The sequence below is a fragment of the Sphingomonas jinjuensis genome (assembly GCF_014197105.1).
Taxonomy (GTDB): domain Bacteria; phylum Pseudomonadota; class Alphaproteobacteria; order Sphingomonadales; family Sphingomonadaceae; genus Sphingomonas; species Sphingomonas jinjuensis.
In genome coordinates this window covers 87054-105625 of record NZ_JACIEV010000005.1, presented here as the reverse complement: position 1 = coordinate 105625, position 18572 = coordinate 87054, and the positions used below count along the sequence as shown (strand labels likewise).

The 18572-nt window shown below is 68.2% G+C and carries 17 protein-coding genes; 6 read left to right on the top strand and 11 right to left on the bottom strand.

Annotated elements, in window-relative coordinates; genetic code table 11:
• Positions 1-12: 12 nt before the first annotated feature.
• The 4 genes from rapZ to GGQ80_RS09900 are packed head-to-tail and all read right to left on the bottom strand — an operon-like array spanning position 13 to position 3596.
• Positions 13-927, bottom strand: a complete 915-nt coding sequence (gene rapZ, locus GGQ80_RS09915) for an RNase adapter RapZ (RefSeq protein ID WP_183984302.1) — start codon at positions 925-927, stop codon at positions 13-15.
• Positions 924-1346, bottom strand: coding sequence for an HPr kinase/phosphorylase (locus tag GGQ80_RS09910; RefSeq protein ID WP_183984300.1), 423 nt, complete (start codon positions 1344-1346; stop codon positions 924-926). Before GGQ80_RS09910 ends, rapZ begins: the two co-directional genes overlap by 4 nt.
• The gene (locus GGQ80_RS09905; protein WP_183984298.1) at positions 1343-2920 is read right to left on the bottom strand and encodes a sensor histidine kinase; all 1578 of its coding nucleotides are present in this window, start codon (positions 2918-2920) and stop codon (positions 1343-1345) included. The genes GGQ80_RS09910 and GGQ80_RS09905 overlap by 4 nt, the downstream gene beginning before the upstream one ends.
• The gene (locus GGQ80_RS09900; protein WP_183984296.1) at positions 2889-3596 is read right to left on the bottom strand and encodes a response regulator transcription factor; all 708 of its coding nucleotides are present in this window, start codon (positions 3594-3596) and stop codon (positions 2889-2891) included. Before GGQ80_RS09900 ends, GGQ80_RS09905 begins: the two co-directional genes overlap by 32 nt.
• A 169-nt stretch (positions 3597-3765) precedes the next feature.
• Here GGQ80_RS09900 and GGQ80_RS09895 point away from each other — a divergent pair, with 169 nt between their 5' ends.
• Positions 3766-5379 carry a phosphoenolpyruvate carboxykinase gene (locus GGQ80_RS09895; protein ID WP_183984294.1) on the top strand — a complete coding sequence of 538 codons (1614 nt, stop codon included), beginning with the start codon at positions 3766-3768 and terminating at the stop codon, positions 5377-5379.
• 43 nt (positions 5380-5422) lie between these two features.
• Positions 5423-5878, top strand: coding sequence for a hypothetical protein (locus GGQ80_RS09890; RefSeq protein WP_183984292.1), 456 nt, complete (start codon positions 5423-5425; stop codon positions 5876-5878).
• Here GGQ80_RS09890 and GGQ80_RS09885 read toward each other — a convergent pair.
• Both GGQ80_RS09885 and GGQ80_RS09880 read right to left on the bottom strand, forming a co-directional pair.
• Positions 5875-6330: an NfeD family protein gene (locus GGQ80_RS09885; protein ID WP_183984290.1), complete on the bottom strand. Its 456-nt coding sequence runs from the start codon at positions 6328-6330 to the stop codon at positions 5875-5877. The two genes, GGQ80_RS09890 and GGQ80_RS09885, sit on opposite strands and share 4 nt — an antisense overlap.
• The gene (locus GGQ80_RS09880; protein WP_183984288.1) at positions 6327-7295 is read right to left on the bottom strand and encodes an SPFH domain-containing protein; all 969 of its coding nucleotides are present in this window, start codon (positions 7293-7295) and stop codon (positions 6327-6329) included. Before GGQ80_RS09880 ends, GGQ80_RS09885 begins: the two co-directional genes overlap by 4 nt.
• Positions 7296-7412: 117 nt before the next feature.
• Here GGQ80_RS09880 and guaB point away from each other — a divergent pair, with 117 nt between their 5' ends.
• Complete coding sequence (gene guaB / locus GGQ80_RS09875; RefSeq protein WP_183984286.1) at positions 7413-8870, top strand: IMP dehydrogenase; 1458 nt, start codon at positions 7413-7415, stop codon at positions 8868-8870.
• Here the strand turns inward: guaB and GGQ80_RS09870 are convergent.
• On the bottom strand, positions 8836-10209 hold the full coding sequence (locus GGQ80_RS09870; RefSeq protein ID WP_183984284.1) for a chloride channel protein: 1374 nt from the start codon (positions 10207-10209) through the stop codon (positions 8836-8838). The genes guaB and GGQ80_RS09870 overlap by 35 nt on opposite strands.
• A 472-nt stretch (positions 10210-10681) precedes the next feature.
• Between GGQ80_RS09870 and GGQ80_RS09865 the strand changes: the two genes are divergently transcribed.
• The 3 genes from GGQ80_RS09865 to GGQ80_RS09855 all read left to right on the top strand — a co-directional run bounded on the left by GGQ80_RS09865 (position 10682) and on the right by GGQ80_RS09855 (position 13136).
• Positions 10682-11206 carry an acyloxyacyl hydrolase gene (locus GGQ80_RS09865; RefSeq protein WP_246346988.1) on the top strand — a complete coding sequence of 175 codons (525 nt, stop codon included), beginning with the start codon at positions 10682-10684 and terminating at the stop codon, positions 11204-11206.
• 199 nt (positions 11207-11405) lie between these two features.
• Positions 11406-12587, top strand: coding sequence for an RsmB/NOP family class I SAM-dependent RNA methyltransferase (locus GGQ80_RS09860; protein WP_183984280.1), 1182 nt, complete (start codon positions 11406-11408; stop codon positions 12585-12587).
• A 33-nt stretch (positions 12588-12620) separates the two neighbouring features.
• Positions 12621-13136, top strand: coding sequence for a tetratricopeptide repeat protein (locus GGQ80_RS09855; RefSeq protein WP_183984278.1), 516 nt, complete (start codon positions 12621-12623; stop codon positions 13134-13136).
• Here the strand turns inward: GGQ80_RS09855 and rsmA are convergent.
• The 4 genes from rsmA to GGQ80_RS09835 form a co-directional block, all read right to left on the bottom strand.
• Positions 13117-13944 carry a 16S rRNA (adenine(1518)-N(6)/adenine(1519)-N(6))-dimethyltransferase RsmA gene (gene rsmA, locus GGQ80_RS09850; protein WP_183984276.1) on the bottom strand — a complete coding sequence of 276 codons (828 nt, stop codon included), beginning with the start codon at positions 13942-13944 and terminating at the stop codon, positions 13117-13119. The two genes, GGQ80_RS09855 and rsmA, sit on opposite strands and share 20 nt — an antisense overlap.
• Positions 13941-14936 carry a 4-hydroxythreonine-4-phosphate dehydrogenase PdxA gene (gene pdxA / locus GGQ80_RS09845; RefSeq protein ID WP_183984274.1) on the bottom strand — a complete coding sequence of 332 codons (996 nt, stop codon included), beginning with the start codon at positions 14934-14936 and terminating at the stop codon, positions 13941-13943. Before pdxA ends, rsmA begins: the two co-directional genes overlap by 4 nt.
• 4 nt (positions 14937-14940) lie before the next feature.
• Positions 14941-16230, bottom strand: a complete 1290-nt coding sequence (locus GGQ80_RS09840; RefSeq protein ID WP_183984678.1) for a peptidylprolyl isomerase — start codon at positions 16228-16230, stop codon at positions 14941-14943.
• 158 nt (positions 16231-16388) lie between these two features.
• Positions 16389-18563 (bottom strand): LPS-assembly protein LptD, encoded by a 2175-nt coding sequence (locus tag GGQ80_RS09835; RefSeq protein ID WP_183984676.1) that lies wholly within the window; start codon positions 18561-18563, stop codon positions 16389-16391.
• Positions 18564-18572: the final 9 nt, after the last annotated feature.

Here is an 18572-nt window from a genome sequence, read left to right as displayed (position 1 = left end):
TTGTCGTATCACTCATTGTGCGACCGGCGAACCCTCCAGCGAGTCCTGCGGCGCGGTTGCCAGGTCACGATGGGTGACCGTGGGCGAAAATCCCTCGCCGCGCAACCGGGCGGCGATCCGTTCGGCGACATGGACCGACCGGTGTCTCCCTCCGGTACAGCCGATCGCGACGGTGACATAGCTTTTGCCCTCAGCACGATAGCGGGGCAGCAGCAGCGTGAGCAGGTCCTCGATCCGCGAGACCGCCGGCTCATAGGCAGGGTCGGCGGCGACATAGGCGGCGACGTCGGCGTCGAGTCCCGTCCCGGGCCGCAGCCGGGCGTCCCAATGCGGGTTGCGCAGGAAACGCATGTCGAACACCAGGTCGGCGTCGCGCGGCAATCCCCGGGCGAAGCCGAACGACGTCACCGACAGGACCGGCCCAGCGCTCTTGGGCGCGAAATCGCGCCGCACCTGCTGTGCCAGATCGTTCGCGCTCATCCGCGTCGTGTCGATCAGCCGGTTCGCCCAGTCGCGCAGCGGTGCCAGCAGCTCGCGCTCGCGAACGATCCCGTCCGCGGCGGGGCGGTCGGCGGCGAGCGGGTGGCGCCGCCGCGTCTCGGTATAGCGGCGTTCCAGCTCGGCGCCCGAACAGTCGAGGAACAGGATGCCGACGTCCCAGCCGTGATCGTCGCGCAGCCGGCGGATCCGCTCGACGATTCGCACGGGATCGAAGTCGCGGGTCCGCGCGCCGATGCCGATCGCCAGCGGCTGGTCGGGACCCGACGCACTCTCGGCGACCGGCGCGTCGAGCAGTCGGTCGAGCAGCACCAGCGGCAGGTTGTCCACCGTCTCCCAGCCCAGGTCTTCCAGCGTCTTCAACACCGTCGACTTGCCGCCGCCCGACAGGCCGGTGACGATCAATATGTCCTTGCGCTCGGCAGTCATGGCAGAATGGCCTCCGGTTGGCGAAGCGCCAGTTCGATCTTGATCGGCGTCGATGCCTCGAATGCGTCGAGCGCGATAGCGGGTATGTCGACCCCGGCAAGGCGGCGGGTCATCGGCTCGGGCAGGCGCTTGACCGGCGCGCCGAGCATGACGAGCAGCGCGACCGGCGCCTCGGCCAGGAACGGCAGCGTCGCGATGCCGACCCCGCGCACCTCGATCCGGCCGGCGATCGTCGGCACCGCATGCGCGACCAGCCGCCCGCCGGCGGCCTCGATCCGCACCCGGTCGTCGCCGACCAGTACTGCGCCGCGATCGATCAGCCGCAGGGCAAGGTCGGACTTGCCCGTCCCGGATCGCCCCTCGATCAATACGGCGCGACCGTGGATCGCGACGCAGGTCGCATGGACGGTGTCGCTCATCGCAGGTCCGCCCGCGGCAGATGGACGACGAACCGCGCGCCGGCGATACGGTCCTCGCGCGCCTCGACCGCGATCGTGCCCTGATGCGCCTCGACGATCGTCCGGGCGATCGCGAGGCCAAGCCCCGAATGCTGGCCGAACGTCTCGGTCGCCGGACGGACCGACTGGAAGCGGCGGAAGACCGCCTCGCGCGCGTCCTCGGGCACGCCGGGCCCCTCGTCCTCGATACGCACGATCAGGTCATCGTCCAGAACGCCGATGCCGATCCCGATCAGCCCGTCATCGGGAGAGAATGAGATCGCATTGTCGATCAGGTTCTCGAACACCCGCTCCAGCCGCGCGCCTTCGCCCAGCACCGGGGGCAGGGCGCCATCGTCGCGATCGTAGCGGATGCGGATGCCGCGCTCGACGCCGCGCTGGGCCCGCTGGTCGAGCAGCGCACCGATCATCGCCGCGACGTCGACCGGCTCGAACTTGGCGCGGCTTAGCTGGGCGTCGAGCCGCGACGCCTCGGAAATGTCGGTAATCAGCCGGTCGAGCCGATGGACGTCGTCACGCACGATCGCCAGCAGCCGCTGCTGAAGCTCGGGATCGCGGACATGGCCCAGACCTTCGACCGCCGATCGCAGTGATGCGAGGGGGTTCTTCATCTCGTGCGTCACATCGGCCGCGAACGCCTCCGTGGCGTCGATCCGCGCGCGCAGCGCGATGCTCATGTCCGACAGCGCCCGCGCCAGCATCCCCAGCTCGTCGCGACGCGACGGCAGCCGTGGCACCACCACCTCACGCGCGCGGCCCAGCCGCACCCGCACCGCCGCGCGCGCCAGTCGCCGTAGCGGCCGCACAATCGTGCGCGCCAGGAACAGCGACAGCAGCACCGACAGCAGCGTCACGACCAGCAGCACCAGGCTCAGCCGAAACCGCTCGATCCGCACCGTCTGGGTGATGTCGCGCGCGTTGACCGTCGTCATCACCACGCCGCCCGGCACGCGCGCCGCCGCGGTGATGACCGGTGTGCGATCGGGCGCTCGCCAGACGCTGGCGGCGATCGCGCCCTCGCTCGCCGCCATCTTCACGTCGGGCCACGCCATGCCGCCGTCGCGCTCGCGATAGAGGGGAGGACGCACCGCACCGACGACCGTGTCGATGCCCGCGTCCAGCCAGCGGGCGACCTTCTGGTCGGCGCCCTCGCGATCGGGATCGACCAGCCGGAAGTTGCGGACGCCGAGCGCCCTGCTGTCCGCGACCATCGCGCCCGCCTCGTCGAACACGCGGATGCGGGCGCCGGTATCGACCGCCAGCCGCTCGACCAGCTCGTCCCGATGCGCCGGCGTCACCGTCGCCATCGCCTCGGCGATCAGCCGCGCCTCGCGCGTCGCCTGCTGGACGCGGCTGTCGATGATCCGCGACCGGAACGAATCCAGGTAGAAGAAACCGCCCGCCAGCAGCAGCAGCGCCAGGATGTTGACCGCCAGGATGCGCCGCGTGAGCGAAATCTGCCCCGACCAGCGCAGCGTCAGGTCGCTGCCTACGCCAGGCGGATCACTCCTCGGAGAATCGGTAGCCGGCGCCATACAGCGTCTCGATGGCGTCGAATTCGGGATCGACCTGGCGGAACTTGCGGCGCAATCGCTTGATGTGGCTGTCGATGGTGCGATCGTCGACGTAGATGTCGTCCTGATAGGCCGCATCCATCAGCTGATTGCGCGTCTTCACGATCCCCGGCCGCTGCGCCAGCGTTTCCAGGATCAGGAATTCGGTGACGGTCAGCGTCACCGGCTGGCCGCCCCACAGCGTACGATGCCGCGCCGGGTCCATTGACAGCCGGCCCCGCTCCAGCGGCCCCGAAACCTCGGCGTCCGCCTCTCCGCCGCCCTGCTGTGCCACCTCGGTCCGGCGCAGGATCGCGCGGATGCGGGCGATCAGCAGCCGCTGGCTGAACGGCTTGGCGATATAATCGTCGGCGCCCATCGCCAGGCCCAGCGCCTCGTCGAGCTCGTCGTCCTTGCTGGTCAGGAAGATGACCGGCGTCTGGCTCTTCTCGCGCAGCCGGCGCAACAGCTCCAGCCCGTCCATCCGCGGCATCTTGATGTCGAAGATGGCGAGATCGGGCGGATTGTCGATCAACGCCTTCAGCGCCGTCTCGCCATCGGAATAGACGCGGGTCAGAAAGCCCTCTGCCTGCAGCGCGATCGATACCGAGGTCAGGATGTTGCGGTCGTCGTCGACCAGCGCGATCGTGGCGGTCATCGGCTATGGGTCCGGCGGGGCACGTGCCTGCGGTAGTGCAAAGCCGGGACAGGCTCAACCACAGGATGGCGGATCGTGATTTGACCGGGCGGCCGCTGCCGCTTAGTCGCACGCATACGTATGCGGCAGCCAAAGACCGCAACGACGACCCATGGGGAAGGATGACGACGTGAACGAGCGTATACCCGAGGCTGGCCTCGAGGCGCAGGGCATCGAGACCCGCGCAGATCTACATTGGAACCTGGTTACCGCCCGCCTGCTCGAGGCGGCGGTTGCCCGCGGCGAGGGCAAGCTATCCGCCGATGGCCCGCTGGTGGTCGAAACCGGCGCGCACACCGGTCGCAGCGCGCAGGACAAGTTCATCGTCCGCGATGCCGAGACCGACTCGACCGTCTGGTGGGGCAAGACCAACAAGGCGATGGAGCCCGACCATTTCGCCGCGCTGAAGGCCGACTTCATGAAGGCGCTGCGCGACAAGGAGGACCTGTACGTCCAGGACCTCTACGGCGGGTCGCAGCCCGAGCACCGCGTGCGCGTCCGCGTCATCAACGAACTGGCGTGGCACAACCTGTTCATCCGCACCATGCTGGTGCGGCCCGAAGAGCATGAGTTGAAGGGTTTCCAGGCCGAATACACCATCATCGATCTGCCGAGCTTCCGCGCCGACCCCGCGCGCCACGGCACCCGCAGCGAAACGGTGATCGCGGTCAACTTTTCCGAGAAGCTGATCCTGATCGGCGGCACCCGCTATGCGGGCGAGATGAAGAAGTCGGTGTTCGGCCTCCTCAACTATTTGCTGCCGACGACCGGCGTCATGCCGATGCACTGCTCGGCGAACATGGCGCACGACGGCGGCAACACCGCGGTATTCTTTGGCCTGTCCGGCACCGGCAAGACGACGCTCTCGGCCGATGCCAGCCGCACGCTGATCGGCGACGACGAGCATGGCTGGTCGGACACCGCCGTCTTCAATTTCGAGGGCGGCTGCTATGCCAAGATGATCCGCCTGTCGGAGGATGCCGAGCCCGAGATCTTCGCGACCACCAAACGCTTCGGCACGGTGCTCGAGAATGTCGTGATGGACCCGGTCACGCGTCAGCTCGACCTCGACGACAACAGCCTCGCCGAAAATTCGCGCGGCGCCTATCCGCTCGATTTCATCCCGAACACGTCCGAGCACAATATGGGCGGCGTGCCCGAGAATATCGTGATGCTGACCGCGGACGCCTATGGCATCCTGCCGCCGATCGCGAAGCTGACGCCTGAGCAGGCGATGTACCACTTCCTGTCCGGCTACACCGCGCGCGTGGCGGGCACCGAGATCGGTGTGACCGAGCCCGATGCCACCTTCTCGACGTGCTTCGGCGCGCCGTTCATGCCGCGCCATCCGTCGGTCTACGGCAACCTCCTCAAGGAGCGGATCGCCAAGGGCGGGGTCGACTGCTGGCTGGTCAACACCGGCTGGACTGGCGGCAAGTATGGCGTCGGCCACCGCATGCCGATCAAGGCGACGCGCGCGCTGCTCAATGCCGCGCTCGACGGCTCGCTGAACGACGCGGAATTCCGCACCGATCCGAACTTCGGCTTCAAGGTGCCGGTCGCGGTGCCGGGCGTTGATTCCGCCATCCTCGACCCACGCGAAACTTGGCCTGACGAGGCCGAATATGACGCGACCGCGGCCAGGCTCGTCGACCTGTTCGTCGAGAACTTCGCCCAATTCGCCGATCACGTCGACGAGGGTGTGCGACAATCCGCCCCCCGCATCGCCGCCCAGACTGTCTGACGAGGACCCGGCCGCGATCGGGTCCGCCATCAAGGACCCGATCGTGACCGACCTCCACCCCATCCGCCTCTTTCCCGACGACGACGCCGTCGCGCATGTCGGCGCGGGGCTTCTCGCCCGCACACTGCCACGTCCGGAATGGACGCACGAGGCGCATCTCGCCGCCATCGCCTGGCTGGTCCGCAAGCGGCCCGACATCGATCTTGATGCGCGCATCGTGGCCATCATCGCCGGCTATAATGAGAGCGTCGGCGGGGTGAACGACGATCACCACGGCTATCACGAAACCATCACGCGCTGTTACCTGGCGGGGATCCGCGCTTTCCTCGCCGAGCGTCCGGCCGACGAGTCGATCCACCGTTCGGTCAACGCGATGCTCGCCGCGCCGGTGGGCGCGCGCGATTGGCCGCTCCGCTTCTATCGACGCGAGCAGCCGTTATCGCTCGAAGCTCGCCGCAACTGGATCGAGCCGACCGACTCACTGATGGACATCGACTAGGCCGGGGGCGACGACGCCGCCACGATGAGCACCCCGCCATCCACGGCCACCACGTCGGCCAGCGCGCCGACCGCCATGTCCGGGCCCCGCGCCGGCCAGCTGCCGTCACCGACCCGAACCCGTCCGCGGCCTCCCTCGATCGCGGTTTCCACAATCACCGTCTCGCCCAGCAACCGCGCCGTGCGGTCGTTGAGCCGCGCGTCGCCCGCGACGGGAAAATCCCGATACCAGCGTCGCCCCACCAGCACCGCGACCACGCTCCACAGCGCGAATGACGCCAGCTGTCCCGCCACCGGCAGGTCGGCCAGCGCCAGCGTCGCGACGCCGGTGATCGCCGCCGCGATCGCCAGGAACACCAGGAACACCCCCGGCACCAGCAGCTCGAGGATGCCCAGCACGAGCGCCGCGATCAGCCATAGCCCTGCCGCGCCGCCGAGCGTATCGATCGTCACGGCCGCGGCAGCCCCGTCGGGTTCGGCTTGGCCGCCGAGGCAGGGGCAGGGGCGTCGCTCTTGCCGAGCGCTTCCTTGGCCAGCTCGCCGATCCCGCCCAGCGTGCCGATCAGCTGAGTCGCCTCGACCGGGAACAGGATCGTCTTCGCGTTGGGGCTGGTCGCGAATTTGCCGATCGCCTCGACGTACTTCTGCGCGATGAAATAGTTGATCGCCTGGGTGCCGCCGCTTTCGATCGCCTCCGACACCACCCGCGTCGCCTTCGCCTCCGCCTCCGCCGCACGCTCGCGCGCCTCGGAGTCGCGATAGGCCGACTCGCGCCGTCCTTCCGCCTCCAGGATGCGCGCCTGCTTCTGCCCCTCGGCGCGCAGGATTTCGCTGGCACGCGAGCCTTCCGCTTCCAGGATGTTGGCGCGCTTCTCACGCTCCGCCTTCATCTGCCGGCCCATCGCCGCCACGATGTCGGTCGGTGGGCGGATGTCCTTGATCTCGACCCGTGTGATCTTCACGCCCCACGGCACCGTCGCATGATCGACCACCGAGAGCAGCCGGGCGTTGATCTCGTCGCGCTTCGACAGCGTCTCGTCGAGATCCATCGACCCCATCACCGTGCGCAGGTTGGTCGTCGTCAGCTGGAGCAGCGCGACATACAGGTCGGAGACCTCATAGGCAGCCTTGGCGGCGTCAAGGACCTGGAAGAACACCACGCCGTCGGTCGAGACGATCGCATTGTCCTTGGTGATGATCTCCTGCCCCGGAATGTCGATCACCTGCTCCATCATGTTCACCTTGCGGCCGACGCGATAGAAAAAGGCAGGGTAGAAGTTGAATCCGGGCGAGGCGGTGGTCGTGTACCGCCCGAAATGTTCGATCGTATATTGATAGCCCTGGCGGACGATCTTGATGCTCGTCGCCAGATAGAACAGCACCAGCGCCAGCAGCAGCCCAGCGATCGTCACAGCCATGGTCGATACCCCTCCGCGTCCACGCGGCGACCCTACCACTTCGTCCGCCCCCTAGCGATAGCCGGCGGAGGCGGTTACATGGCGCGCCACCTCGTACCCAACCGGAGTCGGCACCCCGTGGACATCAGGCTCGGCCTCACCTTCGACGACGTTCTTCTCGTGCCGGCCGAATCCGCCGTGTTGCCGGGACAGGCCGACACCCGCACCCGCGTGACGCGAGAGATCGCGCTCAATATCCCGGTGCTGTCCTCGGCGATGGATACCGTGACCGAAGGGGCGATGGCGATCGTCATGGCGCAGCTCGGGGGGCTCGGGGTGCTCCACCGCAACCTGACCGTCGAGGAACAGGTCGCCGCGGTCCGCCAGGTCAAGCGCTTCGAGAGCGGCATGGTCGTCAACCCGATCACCATCGCCCCCACCGCGACGCTGGGCGAAGCGCAGGCACTGATGACCGAACATCGGATCAGCGGCATCCCCGTCGTCGAATATGACGGCAAGCTGGTCGGCATCCTGACGAACCGCGACGTCCGCTTCGCCGAAAACCCCAAGCAGCCCGTCGCCGAGCTGATGACCCACGACAACCTGGCGACCGTCCGTACCGACGTGGGCAAGGACGAGGCGCGCCGCCTGCTCCATCAGCGCCGGATCGAGAAGCTGCTGGTCGTCGACGACGCCTATCGCTGCGTTGGCCTGATTACCGTCAAGGACATCGAGAAAGCGGTTACCTATCCCGATGCGACCAAGGATGCCGCCGGCCGCCTGCGCGTCGCCGCCGCCACCACGGTGGGCGACAAGGGCTTCGAGCGGACCGAAGCGCTGGTCGATGCCGAGGTCGACCTGGTCGTCATCGACACCGCCCACGGCCACAACCGCGACGTCGCTCGCGCCGTCGAGCGCGTCAAGAAGCTGTCGAACGCCGTCCAGGTCGTCGCCGGCAACGTCGCCACCGGCGAGGCGACCCGCGCGCTGATCGATGCCGGTGCCGACGGCATCAAGGTCGGCATCGGCCCCGGCTCGATCTGCACCACCCGCGTCGTCGCCGGCGTCGGCGTACCCCAGCTGACCGCGGTGATGGACTGCGCCAAGGCCGCGGCGACGAGCGGCGTCCCTGTCATCGCCGACGGTGGCCTGCGCACCTCGGGCGACCTTGCCAAGGCACTCGCTGCCGGTGCCTCGACCTGCATGGTCGGCTCGCTGCTCGCCGGCACCGAGGAGGCGCCCGGCGAGACGTTCCTGTATCAGGGCCGCGCCTATAAGTCGTACCGCGGCATGGGCAGCGTCGGCGCGATGGGGCGCGGCTCTGCCGACCGTTATTTCCAGGGCGAGATCAAGGATCAGCTGAAGCTGGTCCCCGAAGGCATCGAGGGCCAGGTCGCGTTCAAGGGCCCGGCGCGCGACGTCATCCACCAGCTCGTCGGTGGCATCAAGGCGGCGATGGGCTATACCGGCTCGGCGACGATCCCCGACCTTCAGCAGCGCGCGCAATTCGTCCAGATCACCGGCGCCGGGCTGAAGGAAAGCCACGTCCACGACGTGACGATCACGCGAGAGGCGCCGAACTACCCGACCCGGTGACGGGATCCGCGTGGGGGACGAACCCGCGTGACAGACTGTGGTACAGCTTGTCGGCTGAAACGCGGGTGCTGGCCCAGTCGGCGATGAAGGCGGTCGCGAACATCGGCAGCATCAGGCCGCGGCTGCCGGTCGTCTCCGCCAGGATCACGACCGCGGTCAGCGGCGCGCGCACCACGCCGGTAAAATAGGCAACCATTCCCAGCATCACGACCGCGCGCGCCGGCTCGTCGGCGAATGGCAGGCGCAGCAGATTACCGACGCCGGCGCCCACCGCCAGGCTGGGCGCGAAGATCCCGCCAGGCAGCCCGGCCACCGCCGTCGACAGCGCGGCGACGAATTTCGCCGGCCCGAACCACAGCGGCGCATCGACGCCGGACAGCATGGCTTGCGCCGCGCCATAGCCGGTGCCCCAGGTCAGGCCATGGGTGCCGATCCCGAGCGCTGCCACGACGATGCCGCATCCGCCCGCCATCGCCAGGGGGCGCCGTCGCGCGACACCGGTGATCGCATGCCGCGGCGACGCGACCGCCATCATCAGCCGGGCGAACAGCCCGCCGGCAAGACCTCCCACCAATCCCGCGACCGGCACCACGACCAGCGCGGAGCCCAGCGGCAGCGTCGCATGGACGACGCCGAAATAGACGTAATCCCCCGAGAGGCTCTGCGCGACTATACCGGCGACGACGATCAGCGACAGCACAAGCAGCGTCACCCGCTGCTCATAGGCGGCGGCCAGTTCCTCGATCGCGAACAGGATGCCAGCAAGCGGCGTGTTGAACGCGGCCGCCACGCCGGCCGCGCCGCTCGCGATGACCACCGACGCGCGCATCGGCACTCGGAAGACGCGGTGGACCTGCGCCATGATCGCCGCGGCCAGCTGGACGGTCGGCCCCTCGCGGCCGACGCTCGCCCCCGACAGGATGGCACCGATCGTCAGCCCGATCTTCGCCACCGCAGTGCGCATCGCGATCAGCGAGCCGACGCCGAAATCGGCCTGCTCGCGCGCGGCCATGACCTGCGGGATACCCGATCCGCGTGCCGCCGGCGCGAACCGCCGCGTCAACCAGACGAGCACCACGAAGGTGATCGGCGTCGTCGCCAGCGGCGCCCATCGCCAGGCCTCCGCATAGCGCGCGAATGCCGCGCCGGCGGTGTCGGCGATCCCGGCGAACAGCACCGCGACGATCCCGATTGCGATCGCCCCTGTCACGACCGCGATCCGGCGGCGGAACAGCAGCGACGTCGGCCCGCGCGACCGCATCAGCGCACGGGCGCGGCGCATCGTCCAGCGGCGGGGCGGGCGGGCAAGGGGCAGGGGCACGTCGTGGTGGTTAGCCATTTGCCACCGTGACGTCACCCGGTCTTACCGGACGAGCCCCTCGGCGCGATCGAATGCCGCCAAGGCTCCGGGCGATCCGATCATGATGGTGGGAATGTCCAGGCCGCGCGTCATCAGAGCTTAGCGTCGGCGATTGGCACGCGTCGTCACCGCGATATGGTGGATCATATCCCACTTCACGCTGTCGCGCCCCGCAATCCTAATACTTGTTAAATGCGGGATCCGCACATAGACGGGATGGTATCGATCGGAAACCCGACCTTGGTGTTCTTCCATCGACGGGAGAAACATGGGGGCTTTCATACGTCGGTCGGCTGCGCGAGCGGTTACGTGGCGCCATGCCGCCTTGGCATTGCTAGGAACAAGCACCGGCGTGATGCCACAACCGGTATCCGCGCAATCCGCCGCGGATCAAGGGCGCCGTTCGGAAATTGCCGTTGGCGTTTTCCAACATGGCGCCAACTTCCATCCGTTGGGCGATCGCCTGATCTTCGATCTCCCCCAGCTGCCGCCGGGCGAGATCTATGAGGGCAGCGAAGAGGACGGCACTGTCGACGTCCAGCTCTTGTACCGTACCGCGCCGTTGCAATTCCTCTTGAAACCGCGGCTTTCCGCGAAGGTGCAGATCAGCACGGCTGGCCGAACGAGCTTCGCAAGCGGCGGCGCGGAATGGCGTCAGCACATATTGCGCGGGCGGCTCTACGGTCAGGTGGGCATCGGGCTGACCCTCCACGACGGCTATCGCTTCACGCCCGATCCGTTCGCCGCCGGTCTGCCTGCGCAGGAAGCTCAGCGTCGCTACGACATCTACCGGCGACGTACGTCATTCGGTTCTCAGGTGCTGTTCAATCCCAACGCCTCGCTCGGCGTTCGCGTCGACCGGCGCTGGTCCATCGAGGTCGCGTGGGAGCATTTCAGCCACCGCCAGCTGTTCTCGGATCAGAATCCCGGTATCGACAATATCGGCATCCGCCTGTCCCGCACGCTGGGCCGCTGATCGACCGGGGCGGTCGGGAAAAAACGCTGTCCTACATTCGATCCGCTGGGCATGGCGTTGCCATGACCGTGCTGCCGTGCCCCTTTTCGCTGCCGATGGTGCCTGATGGCTTCGCCCGCCATGGTGTCAAGAGTCTCAACATTCGCGGCGTAGAACCGTTTTCGCGTGTGAAGAGTCTCAACATTCGCAGGGCCGCGGCATGACGCCGGCCGCGCTCACGCAAGCGGCGATCGAGCTGGTCGATGCCATCGCCGCCGCCGCGCAGGCGGGTGGGGCGGCGGCCGACACGTTGATTGCCCGGTATTTCGCGACGCGCCGCTACGCTGGGTCGAAAGATCGCCGTGCCGTCCGCGACCTCGTCTATCGCGCGATCCGCGCCGCCGGCGAGCCGCCGGCGAGCGGTCGCGCCGCGATGCTGCTCGTCGCGGACGGTGATCCCGCGCTCGCCGAGACCTTCAACGGGTCGGTGCATGGTCCCGCCCGCACCGCACCCGACGAGCCGCGGGCAGCTCCCGGCGCTGCGCCGGCCTGGCTGGTCGAGCGCCTCGAGGACTCCGGGGTGAGCGATGACGCCATGGCGGCACTCGTCGGGAGGGCCACGCTGGACGTCCGCGTCAACTCGCTCAAGGCACGCCGCGCGACGCTGACGATCCCCGGCGCCGAACCGACGCCCCATGCGCCGGCGGGGTTGCGCCTTCCGTCCGGGACCAACGTCGAGACGCTGTCGGAATATCGCGACGGGCTGATCGAAGTGCAGGACGAGGGCAGCCAGATCGTTGGGGCCGCGCTCGCCGCTGCGCCTGGCCAGCGGATCATCGATCTGTGCGCCGGTGCCGGCGGCAAGACGCTTCAACTGGCGGCGGAGATGGCAGGGGCGGGGGAAATTCTAGCCTGCGACATCGATCGGGCACGCCTGTCGCGATTGCCCGCACGCGCCGAGCGGGCAGGGGCGACGATCGTCGAGACGCGGCTGCTGAACCCTGGGCGTGAGGCGGAGATGCTTGCCGACTGGCAGGCGAGCGCCGACGGCGTGTTGATCGATGCGCCCTGCTCGGGCACCGGTACCTGGCGACGAAATCCCGAGGCTCGGTGGCGGCTGAACGCCGATCGGCTGGCCCGCTACGCCGCCGCGCAGCAGCATGTCCTCAAGGTCGGTGCCGCATTGGTGAAGCCGGGCGGCGCGCTCGCCTATATCGTCTGCTCGCTGCTGGACGAGGAAGGGGCGGATCGGATCGCCGCCTTTCTCGCCGCCAATCCCGGCTGGCAGGCGGAAGCGCTGTCGCTCGGCGCGGGAGCGCCGCGCGGGGCCGGGGTTCGGCTCGACCCGGCAAGCGATCGCACCGACGGCTTTTTTGTCGCACGGCTGCGGGCGCCGTGCTAGCCGATGCCCATTGTGCCCGTTTCGGAGACGATCATGCGCGTTTCGTCGGTTGCCATCGCCGCGTCGTTGGCGGTGGTGTGTATGTCGACCTCCCTTTCCGGCCAGCGACCCGATGACCAGATCGATGCCCGCTCAATGCAGCTGCTCGCCCAGGGCAAGGCGGCACGGGCGGCGGGCAACCTCGATGGCGCGGTCGATCTGATCGAGACGGCGGTCGCGGTCGATCCGCGCAATCGTCAGGCGTTCATCACGCTCGCCGACATCGCTGACAGCCGCGGCCTGCCGGGCAAGGCGATCCGGCTCTATCGCGAGGCGTTGCTGCTCGAGCCCAACGACGTCGCCGCCTTGCGGGGTCAGGGCGAGGCGCTGGTTCAGAAGGGCGCGCTCAACCAGGCGAAGGCGAACCTCGCCCGCATCAAGACGCTATGCAAGGGCCAGTGCGGCGACGCCACCCAGCTCGCCGCCGCGATCGCCAAGGGGCCGCCCGTGACCCCGCCGACGACGACGGCGGCGGTCGAGACGAAGCCGGCTACGACCGCGAAGGAATAGTCCGGGCGATCGCGACGAAGTCGGCGACGCTGATCGTCTCGGCGCGCCGCGTCGGATCGATGCCCAGGGTATCGAGCGCGTCGAGCGCACCGGGCACCGACTTCAGGCTCTGCCGCAGCATCTTGCGCCGCTGCCCGAAGGCCGCCGCGGTCACTCGCTCGAGCACGTCGACGCGAACGCCCTCCGGCGGCTCGATCGGCGTGATGTGAACCACCGCCGACATCACCTTGGGCGGCGGGGTGAAGGCGGAACGATGGACCGGCATCGCGATCCGCGCCGCCGACCGCCACTGCGCCAGTACCGCCAGTCGCCCGTAATGGTCGCTCCCCGGCTGGGCGACGATACGCTTGGCGACTTCCCTCTGGAACATCAGCGTCAGCGACTGCCACCACGGCTGCCACGCCCCCGTCAGCCAGCCGACGAGTAGCGCCGTGCCGACGTTATACGGCAGATTGGACACGATGTGTGGCCGCTCCGCGAACAGCGCCGGCGCGTCGACTTCCAGCGCGTCGCCTTCGATGACCCGAAGCTTGCCCGGATAGGCCTCGCCAAGCTCCAGCAGCGCAGGGATGCAGCGCCGATCGCGCTCGATCGCGGTGACATCGGCACCCGCCGCCAGCAGCGCCCGGGTCAGGCCGCCGGGCCCAGGCCCGACCTCCAGCACCTCGGCATCGGTCAGATCGCCGGGTATCGCCGCGATGCGCGCCAGCAGCTGGCCATCGAACAGGAAATTCTGCCCCAGCGCCTTCGACGCCGACAGCCCGTGTCGGGCAATGACATCGCGCAGCGGCGGCAGCGATACGCTCATCCGCAGGATCTGGCGCGAAACGCGGCCGCCTCCGCCGCCATGCGGATCGCCGCGATCGTCGCGCCGGGCTCGGCGACGCCCTTGCCGGCAATGGCGAAGGCGGTGCCGTGGTCGGGCGAGGTGCGGACGATCGGCAACCCCAGCGTGATGTTCACGCCCTCGTCGAAGTGCAGCGTCTTCAGCGGGATCAGCGCCTGATCGTGATAGGGGCACAGTACCGCATCGAAGCGAGCGCGAGCGCGGGGATGGAATAGCGTGTCGGCCGCGAACGGTCCTTCGATCGCCAGCCCCTCCGCTTGCAGCAACGCCACCGCCGGCTCGATTACCTCGATCTCCTCGCGACCCAGCGCGCCGCCTTCGCCGGCATGGGGATTGAGCCCGGCGATCGCCAGCCGCGGCACGCTGATGCCGAAATTGCGCGCCAGCCCGCGCGCCGTAGCCCGCGCCTTCGCGGCGATCAGCTCCACGGTCAGCAGCGACGATACCGCCGCCAGCGGCACATGCGTCGTGATCGGCACCACCCGCAACGTGGGTCCCGCCAGCATCATCACCGCATTGGCCGGCGCAACGCCGCACCGCTCGGCGACGAATTCGGTCTGGCCGGGATGCGAGAAGCCGATGTCGTATAACTGCGCCTTCGACACCGGTCCCGTCACCAGCGCCCGCGCGGCGCCGGAGCGGACGAGACCGGCGGCCAATTCCAAACTGCGCAGCGCGCATCGGGCACCCTCGGTATCAGGCTGGCCGGGCACGATCTCACCGCCGTCCTCGACGCTGAAGATGGGGAGGGCGGTGGCGAAGACTCCGATCGCGTCGGCCGGCGAGTCGATACGTGCGACGGGGCCGTTCCAAACCCGCTCGATCGCGCGCATGTCACCGACCGCGACGAAGGGTGGCAACGCTTCCTTCTGACGCAACGCCCAGCTTTTGGCGACGATCTCCGGCCCGATCCCCGCGGGATCGCCCATCGACACCGCGATCGGCGCAGTCATCGGCTCAGCGATACTCGATGACCGCATCGCGGCGAAGATCGCGCAGCTTGCTCTGCGCGCGCAGGTTGACGCGCTGCTGCTCCAGCTGCCCCTGGATCTGGTCGGCACGCGGCAGGTCGCCCGCCTTGGGATCGTCGCGACCGCACAGCACGAGCGCGCGAACGCCCTCCTGCGGCGAACCGAACGGCGGCGTTGCCTGGCCGACCTGAAGCTTTAAGATGATGTCCTGCAACTGCGGCGGCAAGTCGCGGACGCGGACGGTATCGTTGTCGACAACCTCGGCACCGATGGTCTTGGCGACCTTCTCGACGGTGCCGCAGCCCTGGATCGTGCGCAGCGTCTTGGCGAACTCGGCCGCACGCCCTTGAGCCTGCGGCTCGGTGGTGCCGGCGGGGAAGCGGACCGTCAGCTGCTTCAGGCTGAGCTTGGCGTCGCGCGGATCGGCGGCGCCGAGCTGGCGCTTATCGACGAGGTAGAGGATCGAAAAGCCACCGGGCGTCGCGATCGGACCGACGACCTGGCCGGTCTGCATCTGCTGCGCCGCCTCGGCAAGCGGCCCGGGCAGCGTCGAGGCGCGCACCCAGCCAAGGTCACCACCGACCGCGCGGGTCGAGGCCTCGGAGAAGTTGCGCGCGAAATATTCGAACGGTTGCTGGCCCTTCTGGATCTCGGCGATCATCTCGCGCGCCTTGGCGAACACCTGCTGCTGGTCGGCGTCATTGGCCGCCAAATAGATTTCGCGCAGGTTGAATTCCTGCGTGCCCTTCGCCTGCTCGAGCCGGCTGAGGATGCCCTTGACCTCCTCGTCACCGACGTTGACCAGCGGTTCGATCCGCTTGCGCAGGTAACGCTGCCAGGCGAGCTCGGCTTCGATCTGCCGGCGAAGCGACGCTTCCGACGAACCCGCCTTGCGCAGCTCGGTGCGCAGCTGGTCGCGGCTGTAACCGAAACGCTGGGCGATGCCGGCGATGCTCTGGTTCATCTCGTTGGCGGTGATGGTAATCTCGGCGGTCTTCGCCTCCTGGATCTCCAGCGTCTCGTCGATCAGCTGGCGAAGCACCTGGAGCTTCAGGGCGTTGAGCTGGTCCGGCGGGATCTGCGCCAGCGTCGTCTTGTTGGCGAGCGCGAGCAGGCCGATGCGCTGATCGACGTCGGTGCCGGTGATGACCGTGTCGTTGACGATCGCGGTCGGCTTGCGGACGTTCGGGTCCAGCTTGCCGAAGATCTGCAGATTCGCCGGGATGTCGAGATTGCCGGTCGTCGACTGCGGCGCTTCGGGGACGCTCTGCGCCATCGCGACGGCCGACACGGCGGCCAGCGCGCTGCAGGCCAGGGCACGGCGAAGCGTCGCCGTCGATCGAACAAGATGAATCACGTTTAGAACTTACCCCATGCCGGCGCGCCGGTCGCGCGCATCCTCACCCGCATGCCCAAGGCTGGCTGAATGCGGGCTTAGCGCCCGAGTGTCTTCAACGCCAGCGTGAACAGGACGGCGTTGCCGGCGCGGGCGTCGCCGACCACGCGATAGTCGCGCCGCCACGTCAGGCCGAGGCGAAGGCAGTCGTCCTCATATTGCACGCCCAGCCGATGCCGGATCGGCGAGAAGCCGTCGGAGGTCGACAAGGGATCCTCGCGCCGGCTGGTGAGATCGACGACGGTCGACCCGAACAGCGACCAGAAGTTACCGATCGCGACGCGCCCCGCCAGCCGGCCTTCCTCGCGGTCCTGAAGATCCTCGATCGTCGGCAGGATATTGCGGTTGAGGCGAAGATAGCCTGCCAGGATATAGGTGCCACGCGATCCAATGGTCGCGTCGATCTCGTTGCGGCGCACCGCAAAGCCATCCTTGTCGAGCCGATAACGGTGGATGATCGACACAAAGTCGCGGATGCGCAGTTCGGTGCGGCCGACGAAGTCCGACCAGCGATCGCTCAACCCCGTTCCGTCGTACAGGATCGTCGGGCGCTCCGAGAGACGATAGCTTTGGCCGATGACGGCATCGAGCGTAATGCCGGGCAGGGTGACCGCCCATTCCGCGCCATAGGTGACGCGGCTGCTGTCCTCGAACCGGTCGTAGCCGGGGAAGCGATTCAGATCGAAGAGGTTCGACGTATCGAGGTCGACCGCGCGCGAATCCTCGTTGGGCACCGCGAAATTTTCCAGCCGCGGGGCGGCGACGATCTGGATATGCGGGGTCAGCCGCTGGCTGCCGCCCAGGAACGAGCCGGCGAGCGGCCATTTGACGTCCATCGCCGCGACCGCGATACCGCGGGTGTGGACGCCGTCCTCGCCGCGATAGACCAGCGGGCTCAGCAGCGAATCGGCGGTGTGGTAGACGTCGCCCCGCGCGAGGCCGGTGAACGTCACCTCCTGGCCCCAGCGCGTCAGCTTGCGCAGGTCCCAGCGGACGCTGGCGAAGGCGCGCTGCGTGTCCTGGCCATCGGGCCGGGTCAGCGCGACGCTGTTCGCCTGGAACAAGAATTGGCCGCCGAGCACGCTGTTGCGGACAATCCGGCGATAGTCGATCTCGGGGATCGCAATCGGCTGCTGCCCCTGCGGATCGTTGACCCGCATCGTCTGCACGTACCAGCCGTTGACCGCGAAATAGCTGTCGGCGTCGATATGCTCGAGCGACGCCGTCGTGCGCAGTCGATCGTCGCGCGAGATGTCGTAGCGGCGCAGAAAGGTGCGGTCGGTCGTCAGGCGCAGCGAGCCGCTCAGGCTCCATTCCGGCGAGAATTGGTAGCGGCCGATGCCGTCCAGATAGCCGCGAAAGGCGCGGCGCGTGTCGGTCGGCGTCTGGGTCAACAGGTCGTCGCTGCGCCGACTTTCGGTGGCATAGCCGGTGACGCGGAAGGCGCCCTTGTCGTTCAGGGCCGAATAGTCGACCTGGAGCATCGGCAGCACCGACGAATAGATGTGCGGCGTTACCGTCAGCCCGCGATTGGGCGCGAGGCGGAAGTAATAGGGCGTCGCCACCTCGACGCCGTTGACCTGGTTGTAGCGGATGATCGGAGTCAGCAAGCCGCTGTCCGCTCCCTGGCCGATCGGGTTCGAAAAGCGCGGCAGTGGGATGCCCGGCAGCCCGAACAGGTGGAACGACCCGCCACCGTAGTAGATACGCTCGCGGTCCGGACGATAGGTGACGCTGACCGCGGTGATCTTCCACGACGGGTTCTTGGGACAGCCGTTCAGCCCGGTCACCGAACAGGGCGTGTACGCCGCCCGGACGAGCCGCATCGTGCCGTCCTGGTCGCGGGTGCCCTTCTCCGCCGCGAGCCGACCGCCCTCCGACAGGACGACGAGCATGTTGTCGATCACGCCGTCCTTCAGCGAATCGGTCAGCTCGATCGAATCGCCATAGGCGACGTCGCCGTCGGGATTGGTGACGGCGATATCGCCGGTCGCGACGACCTTCCCGGTCTTGCGGTTCCACACAACCTTGTCGGCCCGCAACCGGTCACCGGTGCGATACATCCGCACGTCGCCGGTCGCCGTGACGACGTCTTCGTTGAGGTCGTACTCCAACTGACCGGCGCTGAACTTCACCTGATCCTCAGCCGGCGGCGCATCGGCGGCGGGCGGTGGGGGCGGGGCCACGTCACGCTGGGTCAGGTCCTGCGCCATCGCCGGCGC

What these genes read in the sequence shown, in the direction of transcription:
- GGQ80_RS09905 (WP_183984298.1), bottom strand. Translation starts at nt 2,920, where the DNA reads ATGGCGCCGGCTACCGATTCTCCGAGGAGTGATCCGCCTGGCGTAGGC.
- rapZ (WP_183984302.1), bottom strand. Translation starts at nt 927, where the DNA reads ATGACTGCCGAGCGCAAGGACATATTGATCGTCACCGGCCTGTCGGGC.
- rsmA (WP_183984276.1), bottom strand. Translation starts at nt 13,944, where the DNA reads ATGAGCGTATCGCTGCCGCCGCTGCGCGATGTCATTGCCCGACACGGG.
- GGQ80_RS09900 (WP_183984296.1), bottom strand. Translation starts at nt 3,596, where the DNA reads ATGACCGCCACGATCGCGCTGGTCGACGACGACCGCAACATCCTGACC.
- GGQ80_RS09855 (WP_183984278.1), top strand. Translation starts at nt 12,621, where the DNA reads ATGCGCGTTTCGTCGGTTGCCATCGCCGCGTCGTTGGCGGTGGTGTGT.
- GGQ80_RS09880 (WP_183984288.1), bottom strand. Translation starts at nt 7,295, where the DNA reads ATGGCTGTGACGATCGCTGGGCTGCTGCTGGCGCTGGTGCTGTTCTAT.
- GGQ80_RS09910 (WP_183984300.1), bottom strand. Translation starts at nt 1,346, where the DNA reads ATGAGCGACACCGTCCATGCGACCTGCGTCGCGATCCACGGTCGCGCC.
- pdxA (WP_183984274.1), bottom strand. Translation starts at nt 14,936, where the DNA reads ATGACTGCGCCGATCGCGGTGTCGATGGGCGATCCCGCGGGGATCGGG.
- GGQ80_RS09840 (WP_183984678.1), bottom strand. Translation starts at nt 16,230, where the DNA reads ATGGCGCAGAGCGTCCCCGAAGCGCCGCAGTCGACGACCGGCAATCTC.
- GGQ80_RS09835 (WP_183984676.1), bottom strand. Translation starts at nt 18,563, where the DNA reads ATGGCGCAGGACCTGACCCAGCGTGACGTGGCCCCGCCCCCACCGCCC.
- GGQ80_RS09860 (WP_183984280.1), top strand. Translation starts at nt 11,406, where the DNA reads ATGACGCCGGCCGCGCTCACGCAAGCGGCGATCGAGCTGGTCGATGCC.
- GGQ80_RS09870 (WP_183984284.1), bottom strand. Translation starts at nt 10,209, where the DNA reads ATGGCTAACCACCACGACGTGCCCCTGCCCCTTGCCCGCCCGCCCCGC.